This window comes from Prolixibacter denitrificans, from assembly GCF_003014495.1.
GTDB classification, from domain to species: Bacteria; Bacteroidota; Bacteroidia; order Bacteroidales; family Prolixibacteraceae; genus Prolixibacter; species Prolixibacter denitrificans.
Window position 1 is genome coordinate 1 of sequence record NZ_PYGC01000025.1, and the last position, 6,430, is coordinate 6,430.

Below are 6,430 nucleotides of genomic sequence, written 5' to 3' on the forward strand. Positions count from 1 at the left end.
CGCATCTTAATGAACCGCTGTATACGAGGCCCGTACGTACAGTGGTGTGAGAGGTTCTCCGATAGGCATTTAGCCTATCGGCAGCCTACTCGATTGCCACACGTTTTTTATTTCCAAAATTCATATTTAAAATATCTTGGCACATAACCACGAATGCTTTTCAAAAGTCCATTTTCGTAATATTTATAGTTCAGCTCCCATTCATTTACTCTGTCATTCATAATTATCGAATGAATTTCTGATTTTATAAGTTGGCCTTTTTCATCGAAATGATTCGTAATTGTTTCATCGTCTTTAAACTTCTCCAAATCATTATAGTCCTTATAAGCAAGGGTATTGGGAATTCCGTTAATAGTGTCTGTTATCTTTTTAAGTTTAGGCTCTAATTCAAATCCGTAAAAACGATTGACGTAAAAGTCCTTATCGTATTCTGTGGTTTTTTGATAAAAAATTACTGAATCGTTCTTACTCGTAGTTGTCGAACTGAAAGGTTTGTGATAGTATTTTGTTTCGTAGACAAAATTTCCTACTTTTTCAATGGATGACTTTAACTTACCATTTTTTCCATATTTGAAAGTTGTAGTATCTTTTCCAACTGAATCTATTATTCTAACCAGTTGATTTTTATTGTTATATTCAAATAGATTTACTTTTTCAATCCCTTTTCTTTTTCTTGTTTTACGATTGTACGAAGCGCTATATTTAGTCGAGCGTATTCTTTTTCCAGTTTGGTCAAATTCTATGATTTCAGACAAGTCTTTTGGTGAATTCATATAAACAAATATTTTCTTTACTTGTCGGTTTGTGTATATGCTATCGGGTTGCAATCTATTTGCAATTTGTCCAAAACTGCAAATTGGTAAAGAAATTAGTATTAAAAAAAGAATTTTGTTCATTCTTGGTAATTTTGCTTTTCAAATGTGTGGCAACTAGTGTGTATCAATATTGTTGTTATTTCTCTTATATCAGTTGATGAGTTGTTGTTATACACCCATATTGGGATGTATTGTGTACATTATTATGTTGAATGTTCGAAAACTCAACGACAGATCTCTTTATCTTTTTCATTTGATGCTTTGACGCATGGAGGTAAGTTTCCGCTGTCTGACTCGATTTGAGTTTCATATGGTCTGGTCTGTTTTCATTTTGTTGGTTATTAAGGCACTTCAAGTTATTATTTTATTTGATAAAACTTATTGTTCATCAAATAAAATCGATTGAATTTCACACCAAAAGCCCCGCACTCCGCGGGGCTTTTCGGTAGCTTAATTTTTGGTGAGGGCAATGGTGAGGTCGGTGGTTTCGCCGGAGTTCACCACAATGTCGAGCAATTTCTCGGTGTACCCGAGCTTGCCGGCTTTCACCTGGTACATGCCGGACTGCAGCGATTTAATCCGGAACCCGCCTTTCTCGGCGCTTTTCTTCTGCACCGGGGCATGTCCGTTCAGCGGCAGCAGCATCAGCTCAATCTCCACACCCGAAATGGCCTCCAGGCTCACCGCATCGAACACCTTCCCGTTCACCGCCAGCGATTCGGTCCCCACTTCAATCACCTTGCGTGCATCCATATAACCCACATACAAATTGGCATTGCTGTTGCGCACAATCTCTATCAGGTTGTCAATCTGCTTCAGCACACCATCGGTATCGCGGAACAACTGCTCCGTTTGCTTCGTTTGCCTCACTTGTGCGGTGATGCTGTCGCGCCGCATGGGAATCGCCTTGTTAAACGCGTCAATCTTCGCCTTGTAAGCCGTCTGCGTTTCGGCGGTAATGCCGAAGGTGGCCAGCTCCTCAAGGTTTGCCTCGGCGATGTCGTACAACTTTTCCGCGCTACTGCTCAGGTCGGAATCGGAGATGTACCGCAGCTTACTCTCGGTGTAGTAGGTGTTCTTCAGTAGCTCGGGGCGGTTGTTCTGCCGTGCATAGGAGCTCAGCCGGCTCGACACTTCAAGGGCAGCCACCACCAGGGCATCCTTCGTTTCCTGCTTGTAGTCGGACAGACCGGTCCAGTTGTTCGACTCGTTGGCCGCTGCCTTCTGCAGCTTCACGATGTTCTCACCTAATTGAGTGTGGTACGCAGGGAGATTGGGAAGCAGGTTGACCGCTTCGCTGTTTTCGACCAGGAAATCATTGACCACCTGGTACATTTTCAATTTTGCTTTCTGAAATAAATTCATATAAAAAAGTTTTAAAGGTTAATTAATCGTATACATAACAGGCCTCTATGCCTATATCGTCATGTATCGGCAGTGTACATTGATTTCATTTGGCACAATCGGGTCCCGTTCTTCATTGTGCTGATATGAAGTCATTTGTAAGGAGAAAAAGTCTGCTAGGGGACAGTCTAGTGCAATTAAAACTACGACCTAAAATGTTTATTGTGCTAACTGTTTCAGCGTGACGGATATATGATAAATACACTATCCCAATGTTATCATACCACCTTTTCGCACACCCGATAAATAAAGGGATAGCGCACACCATAACTTTCTGAAAAGTTTTTTAAATTATTTTGAAAGTTTTTGTATCTAATTGTGTATGTGCATACATGGGAGGGTTATGAGAGGGTTGACTTCTTAAGATAGTTGTTAAAAGAGTTACAGGTTTCATGTTACAGGTTTCAGGTTGAGCTTTGCGGTTGCTGTGGTTTCTATTGTTACTATCGTTTCTGTAGTTAGAGGAAGGAAGCATGTGCTATGCTGTTTAGTTTAATCGACCGCTTAATTATTCATTACTCATTTCTCATTGTTCATTGGTTTAAAGGTTTTAGGTTTCGCTGCGCAGTTACTGTTGTTAGGAAAAAGACAGTAGACTCCAGACATTAGACGATATAGAATGGTCTTTCGATTGTTCATTACTCATTTCTCATTACTAATTGTTTTTAGGGTTTCAGGTTGCGGTGCGCGGTTAGAAGAGTTTCTGTTGTTACTGTAGTTTCTATTGTTACTATCGTTTCTATTGTTCTGCTTCGATGAGGGGATTCTTTGTGTTCTTTGTGAAAAATCCTTAGTGTCCTTCGTGGTAAGAAATTATACCACAATGGACACAAAGTAAGCACAAAGGTCACAAAGGCATTATTGAATGACTTGTCGCTCACATTTCCGTTAGCTGCCCGGGTTCTAGGGCAGGATATATTGCGACCGTGCGGTATCCGGTTTCAGGTTGAGAAAGAGGTTTCTATCGTTACTATTGTTTCTGTAGTTTCTATTGTTCGGCTTCGATGTTCCATTGTGCTGCTGCTGTAGGGCCACGATATATTGTGGCCGTGTGATATTTAGGTTTCAGGTTGAGAAAGAGGTTTCTATCGTTACTATTGTTTCTGTAGTTTCTATTGTTCGGCTTCGATGTTCCATTGTGCTGCTGCTGTAGGGCCACGATATATTGTGGCCGTGTGATATTTAGGTTTCAGGTTGTGGTTCGGGATTTATCATGCTACTCACCCCGCCCGTCCTGCGTCAGGAGCGCCTCCTCTCTACCCGAAGAGAGGAGGTAGGGAACGGTGGTCTTTTCAACAAAGTAACTTCGGCCTTTTCAACAAAGCCGCCTCGTTCATCTCCCGATACCTTTGTTTCATCAAAACAATTAAAATTTTGAAATGATGGAACACAACAACTATCAGGGAGCGTTACAAAAAGCACTGGGTAGTGGCTTTAACGCACAATCGACAGCAAACGAAGTTATCAGGGGTATGAACCTCGAAGGTAAAACAGCCATTGTTACCGGGGGCAATACCGGTATCGGTTTGGAAACAACCAAAACACTGGCATCAGCAGGAGCTGTGGTGATTGTTCCGGCACGCGATGTTGAGAAGGCGAAACGCAATCTAAGCGGCATTCCTAATGTAGAAATTGAACCGATGGATTTAATGGTTCCGGAATCAATCGATGCATTTGCCGAAAAGTTTTTAAACTCCGGCAGACCAGTTCATTTGCTGATCAACAATGCCGGAATTATGTGGGTTCCCCTGCGTAGGGATAACCGGGGTATCGAATCGCAATTGGCGACCAACTACCTCGCACAGTTTCAACTCACGGCAAGACTCTGGCCGGCACTGAAGCAAGCCAATGGTGCCCGGGTCATCAACGTTTCTTCCCAGGGGCATCAGTTTGCTCCCTTCAACTTTGAGGACCCGAACTTCGGGCAACGGGAATACGAAACACTCGCCGCTTACGGGCAATCAAAAACTGCTGTCAACCTGTTTTCACTGGAATTGGATAATCGGGCAAAAGATTTCGGTGTGCGCTCCTATTCCCTGCATCCGGGGTCGATACAAGGGACGGAACTGGCAAGAGAGGCTTCGTTGGAGCTTTTCCAACAAATGGGATTTTTGGATGAGGAAGGAAACATGAAACCGGAAGTTCTGGCTTCATTAAAAACCATTCCGCAGGGAGCCGCAACAACGGTTTGGGCAGCGACCAGTCCGTTACTGAATAACCTGGGTGGTGTTTACTGCGAAGATGCGGATGTGGCAGAAATCAACCACGAACAAACCTTCACGGCAGGAGTAAAAACCTACTCGTTGGATGAGGCCAGCGCCAAACGATTGTGGAGGTTGAGCGAGGAAATGACCGGGATACCATTCATTGTTGATTGATAGGGATCGGTTTCAACAAAAAGAAGTTGTATGATTCTTTCTATTTTTGTGTTATTGATTTCGTTGTTAAAGGCTATGAAAAAGCAAATTAATGGAGTATAAAGCCAAATATATCACCGAAGACATCAAGTTGTCCTCTTATGAGGATAACTTTTTTAAGTCAGATATCATGTTTGACCATCACATGCTCGTCTGGTTCATCTCAGGAGAGACGAAAATTGTGCAATCGGACGCTACCTATTATTTCAAGACAGGAGATATATTTTTAATTCCACGAAATCAGCTGGCTACCATCATCAACTATCCGAAGCACGGACAACCCCATAAAACGGTTGTGATGCATCTCTCCACAGAAAGGTTGAGAGAATTCTACTCCAGGCTTGACATTCACCCAAAACCTTCGGCTTCGCCACACATATTGAGTTATAACAATCATCCGTTGTTGCAGAGTTGCCTGTCTTCTTTGATACCTTATTTTGAGATGAGCGATATACCGGAAGATATAGCTTCATTAAAAATAACGGAAGCTGTTAGCATTCTCAGAAGTATCGATCAAAAGATTGACCATGTTTTGGCCAATTTTGAGGAACCGGGAAAAGTCAACCTGGCTGAATTCATGGAGAAAAACTACATGTTCAACATGACGACGTCAAAGTTTGCTTACCTCACCGGGCGTAGTCTGACCACTTTCAAGCGGGATTTCAAAAAAGCTTTTAGCATGACACCCCAGAAATGGCTAACCCGGAAGCGCCTGGAGTTGGCACATTATCAGCTGAAGGAGAAGAACAGAAAACCGGTTGACGTTTATCTCGAAACCGGGTTCGAGAATCTGTCACATTTTTCCTACGCCTTCAAAAAACAGTACGGATGTTCTCCTTCACAACTACTGCCAGGCGATCATAACATTGACCTGTCCCGGTAGCTGTTGGGGCCGAAGCAATGACGTCAGGACAGTTGTTGCTGGTGGAGCAGTTTCAGGTTGCGCTTCGCGGTTAGGATGGTTTCTGTTGTTACTATGGTTTCTATTGTTACTGTTGTTATAGGGTTACAGGTTTCATATTTCAGGTTTCAGGTTGGGGAAGAGGTTTCTATGGTTTCTGTAGTTTCTATTGTTCGGCTTCGATGTTCCTTTGTGCCGCTGCTGTCGGGCCACGATATATTGTGGCCGCGTAGTATCTATGTTTCAGGTTACGCTGTACGGTTGCTGTTGTTATAGGTTTACATGTTACAGGTTTCATGTTTCAGGTTGTGGTGCGCGGTTAGAAGAGTTTCTGTTGTTGCTGTGGTTTCTATTGTTCCGCTTCGATGTTGCTTTGTGCTGCTGCTGGTAGGGCCACGATATATTGTGGCCGTGTGATATCCATGTTTCAGGTTGGGAAAGGTTTCAGGTTGTGGTGTGCGGTTGCTGTTGTTATAGGGTTACAGGTTTCATGTTTCAGGTTGTGGTGCGCGGTTAGAAGAGTTTCTGTTGTTACTGTAGTTTCTATTGTTCTGCTTCGATGAGGGGATTCTTTGTGTTCTTTGTGAAAAATCCTTAGTGTCCTTCGTGGTAAGAAATTATACCACAATGGACACAAAGTAAGCACAAAGGTCACAAAGGCATTATTGAATGACTTGTCGCTCACATTTCCGTTAGCTGCCCGGGTTCTAGGGCACGATATATTGTGGCCGCGTGGTATCTTGGTTTCAGGTTGGGAAAGGGTTTCAGGTTTCAGGTTTCAGGTTACTAGTTACAGGTTGTGGCTCCCTGAATATGGTTGACCGGTTTTGTTAATTATTGACTTAGTTTAATTCAATATTTTCATACTTGTTGTTGGACAGAAATGTGTGTTG

The 6,430-nt window shown here is 42.8% G+C and carries 4 protein-coding genes; 2 read left to right on the forward strand and 2 right to left on the reverse strand.

All coding sequences use genetic code 11. From position 1 onward, the window contains the following. Nucleotides 1-107: 107 nt before the first annotated feature. Both CLV93_RS19940 and CLV93_RS19945 read right to left on the reverse strand, forming a co-directional pair. Nucleotides 108-896 carry a hypothetical protein gene (locus CLV93_RS19940; RefSeq protein WP_106543999.1) on the reverse strand — a complete coding sequence of 263 codons (789 nt, stop codon included), beginning with the start codon at nt 894-896 and terminating at the stop codon, nt 108-110. Between the two features lie 369 nt (nt 897-1,265). Beyond that, nucleotides 1,266-2,180, reverse strand: coding sequence for a carboxypeptidase-like regulatory domain-containing protein (locus CLV93_RS19945; RefSeq protein WP_106544000.1), 915 nt, complete (start codon nt 2,178-2,180; stop codon nt 1,266-1,268). Between the two features lie 1,418 nt (nt 2,181-3,598). Here CLV93_RS19945 and CLV93_RS19950 point away from each other — a divergent pair. Then, entirely contained in the window at nt 3,599-4,597 is a 999-nt protein-coding gene (locus tag CLV93_RS19950; RefSeq protein WP_211297929.1) for an SDR family NAD(P)-dependent oxidoreductase, read from the forward strand. A 91-nt stretch (nt 4,598-4,688) separates the two neighbouring features. Beyond that, complete coding sequence (locus CLV93_RS19955) at nt 4,689-5,519, forward strand: helix-turn-helix domain-containing protein (protein ID WP_106544002.1); 831 nt, start codon at nt 4,689-4,691, stop codon at nt 5,517-5,519. Nucleotides 5,520-6,430 lie beyond the last annotated feature (911 nt).